This is a genomic window from Methylibium sp., from assembly GCF_031393925.1.
Taxonomy (GTDB): Bacteria; Pseudomonadota; Gammaproteobacteria; order Burkholderiales; family Burkholderiaceae_C; genus Methylibium.
The window spans coordinates 1-3470 of record NZ_JANMWL010000008.1 but is presented as its reverse complement, the minus strand read 5'-3'; the positions used below and the strand labels follow the sequence as shown (position 1 = coordinate 3470).

Genomic DNA, 3470 nt, shown 5'->3' with positions numbered 1-3470 from the left:
CGCTGGATGCCCCCGCGCAGCACCACGCGTGCGTCGCCGAGCGTCCAGGCCACGCCATCGCTGGCGTAGAGCACCGCCGCTTCCTTGGCGGTGATCCAGGCCTGCGGGCGACCGGACACATCGAGCTGTAGCACGTCCATGCATGCACTCCTTGCCTTCAAGCATAGATCACGCCAGGGTGCGGGCGGAAGCGGGGCAACGCTCGGGAGCGCCTCTGCGTCGGCCAGCTGAGGGCGTGGCGCGACAGATCACAGCGGCCGCTGCGCGGCGGATGCCAAGTGGCACCTGCCTAGAATGCGCCGCATGACGCGACCCAGCAGTTGGCGCTGTCGCACGGTGCCGCTGCTGTTCGCCATGTTCGCGATCGCGAGCAGCGCAGTCCGCGCCCAGACGCCCATCTCTCCACCGTTACCGCCACCGCCACCGCATGCCGCCGAAGCGGCCGCGTCGGCGCCCCCCGCGCCGGTGTCGGTGTCGGCCCAGCGGCTCTACGAGCGCGCCCGCGGCCAGCTGCTGCAGGTGCGCACCCTCCTCAAGGACCAGGACAGCCAGGCGTCGGTCGGCTCGGGCTTCCTGGTCAGCGACGACGGGCTGATCCTCACCAACTACCACGTCGTGAGCCAGGTGGCGCTGCAGCCCGAGCGCTACCGCCTGACCTACACGCGCGTCGACGGCCGCGAGGGCTCGCTGCAGTTGCTGGGCTTCGACGCGATCCATGACCTGGCGCTGGTCAAGGCGTTGCCGGCGAGCGGCGCCGGCAAGGCCGGTGCGCCCGCCCTGTCGATCGGCACGCCGCTCGCGTTTCGCCCGACCAGCGAGCCGCTGTCGCGGGGCGAGCGCATCTACTCGCTCGGCAATCCGCTGGACGTCGGCTTCGCGGTGCTCGAGGGCACCTACAACGGACTGGTCGAGCGCAGCTTCTACCCGAGCATCTTCTTTGGCGGCGCGCTCAACTCGGGCATGAGTGGCGGCCCGGCGCTCGACGAGCAGGGCCGCGTGATGGGCATCAACGTGGCGACGCGGCGCGACGGCCAGCAGGTGAGCTTTCTGGTGCCGTCCGCATTTGCCCAGGCTCTGCTCGAGCGCGCGCGCAACGCCGCGCCGATCACCGCGCCGGTTTATCCGCAACTGACGGCGCAGTTGCTCGCCCACCAGGACGCGGTGACGCAGCGCTTCATGCAGCAGCCATGGCGCAGCGCCGGCCATGCGCTCTACCGCATCCCGGTGCCGCAGGAGACCTTCATGCGTTGCTGGGGGCGCAGCACGCCGGCTGATTCGAAGGGCCTGGAATTCGAGCGCTCCGACTGCGCAATGGACAGCCAGGTGTTCGTGAGCGGCTCGCTCATCACCGGCTCGCTGGGCGTGCGCCACGAGGCCTACGACGGTCGCAAGCTCGGCATGCTGCGCTTCACCGAGCGCTACGGCGCGAGCTTTCGCAACGAGAGCTTCGATCGCCGCGACAGCAAGGAATTCACCGCCCCGCGTTGCAGCGAACGCTTCATCAGCCAAGAAGGCCTGCCGCTGCGCGCGGTGCTGTGTTTGTCGGCCTACAAGCGGCTCACCGGCCTTTATGACCTGGGCGTGCTGGTCGCCACCCTGGACCAGGCCACCATCGGCGCGCAAGGCCGGCTCGACGCGCGCGGCGTGAGCTTCGACAACGCCATGAAGCTGGCCGAGCACTACCTCGGCGGCTTTGCGCGCAAGGACAAGCCATGAGCCCGCACGCGCCACGCCTGGGCCTGGTCGAACTGCTCGACCGCGACGGCGCGGTGGCGCACCGCGTGCCGGTGACGCGCTGGCCGGTCACGATCGGTCGCGCGCTCGACTGCGACGTCGTGCTCGACGATCCGCATGCCGCCGCCCACCACGCCACGCTCGATGGCGGCGTGGCAAGCGAAGCCGGCACGCCGGCCACGCTCACCGTCGGCGCCAGCCGCAACGGCCTGCGCCTGAAGGGTGCGCTGCTGGCCGCCGGTGCCACGGCCCAGGTCGCCAGCGGCGCCGAGTGGCAAATCGGCCGCACGCGGCTGCGCCTGCGGCTGGCCGGCGAGGCGCTGCCCGCCGAGCTGCCGTGGGCCGCGCTGCCACCCGTTCAGCTACGCTGGCTCGCGCTCGGCCTGGCGCTGCTCGTGGCCTGGCTGCTCGGCGAGCGCTGGCTGCAAAGCGACCCCGGCGACCCGCTGAGCGGCTACCTGCCGGTGCTCGTGGGCCTGCCGTTCGTGCTGGGCGTGTGGTGCTTCCTGTGGGCGGTGGGCTCCAAGCTGTTTGCGCGCCACTTCGACTTTCTCGCGCATCTGCGCTGGGCGCTGATCGTCGTGCTGGTCTTGCAGGCGCAGGACGCGCTGCTGCCACTGCTGGCGTTTGCGCTGTCTTGGGAGTGGCTTGCGCGCAGCGGCGAACTGCTCAACCTGGCGCTCGCCTCTGTGCTCGTGTACGGCCACCTGAGCCTCGTGCTGCCGGCGCGCCGGCAGGCGCTCGCGGTCGGTTTCATGATCCTGTTGGTGGTCGGCAGCTCGCTCAAGCTCGCGCTCAACCACCAGCGCAACGACCGCTGGTTCGCACCGCTCTACCTCAGCACGCTCGGGCCGCCCGTGCTGCGGCTGGTGCCACCGGTCAGCGCCGAGCAGTTCATCGACGAGGCCCGCGCCTTGCGCGAGCCGCTCGAAAAGCGCGCCAAAGATCCCGATTCGCCGCCCGGCTGGCTGCCGCTCGAAGAGGCCGACTGAGGTCGAGCCGGGGCCAGGGCCAGGGCCAGGGCCAGGGCCAGGGCCAGGGCCAGGGCCAGGGAGAGGGTGCGGCCACGCTGCGACCGACCGCGCAACGACGTCACCACGTCAGGCAGTCAAAGGCGAGATCCAAAGGTCCGAACCCAATGGACGTAGGCCTGCGCGGTACGTAAGCTGCAGTGCAGATAACGAATCCGCTCGCGCATCTGGTGCAACAGACGAGGCGACTGCAGCGCCGGCAAGGGGAGGACTGGACATGCTGCGTAACAAGGAAGCAGAAGACTGTTGTTTTGTACAGTATGAAGGCGTGCAAGCCAGAGCGCAAGCACCTTGGCGGGCGGCCGGCCGGTCCTGGATACGCAGCAGCGGGCCGTGTTACGCAGCAGATTTGCTGTGCGAACCGCCGTGTTACGCAGCAGAACTGCGCCCGATATCTGGTTGAACTAAACCGCTGGCGCGGTGGTTGGCATTCGCGATCAGAGCGCACCGGGAGTGGAAGTCTTACCTTGATCGACGCGGGCACGTGCCCGCGCAACGATCGAGGAGACGCAGATGAGCCCACTTCGGCAACGCATGCTCGACGCGCTGGTGCTGCGCGGGATGGCCGAGCGCACCCAGGAGGCTTACATCGACGCTGTGGCGCGGCTGGCGCGCCACTATCGTCGCAGTCCCGATAGCCTGACGGCCGGGGAAGTGCAGCGGTATCTGCTGCACCTCCTGCGCGAGCGACACCTGTCGCGCTCC

General features: G+C 69.7%; 3 protein-coding genes. All 3 read left to right on the top strand.

Going from position 1 to position 3470, the window contains the following annotated elements:
• Positions 1-303 precede the first annotated feature (303 nt).
• Positions 304-1716: a serine protease gene (locus RMO12_RS00695; RefSeq protein WP_309637829.1), complete on the top strand. Its 1413-nt coding sequence runs from the start codon at positions 304-306 to the stop codon at positions 1714-1716.
• On the top strand, positions 1713-2726 hold the full coding sequence (locus RMO12_RS00690; RefSeq protein WP_309637828.1) for an FHA domain-containing protein: 1014 nt from the start codon (positions 1713-1715) through the stop codon (positions 2724-2726). The genes RMO12_RS00695 and RMO12_RS00690 overlap by 4 nt, the downstream gene beginning before the upstream one ends.
• Before the next feature lie 552 nt (positions 2727-3278).
• Positions 3279-3470, top strand: a 192-nt coding sequence (locus tag RMO12_RS00680; RefSeq protein WP_309637827.1) for a phage integrase N-terminal SAM-like domain-containing protein, incomplete at its 3' end; no start/stop codon positions are given.

What these genes read in the sequence shown, in the direction of transcription:
- RMO12_RS00695 (WP_309637829.1), top strand. Translation starts at nt 304, where the DNA reads ATGACGCGACCCAGCAGTTGGCGCTGTCGCACGGTGCCGCTGCTGTTC.
- RMO12_RS00690 (WP_309637828.1), top strand. Translation starts at nt 1,713, where the DNA reads ATGAGCCCGCACGCGCCACGCCTGGGCCTGGTCGAACTGCTCGACCGC.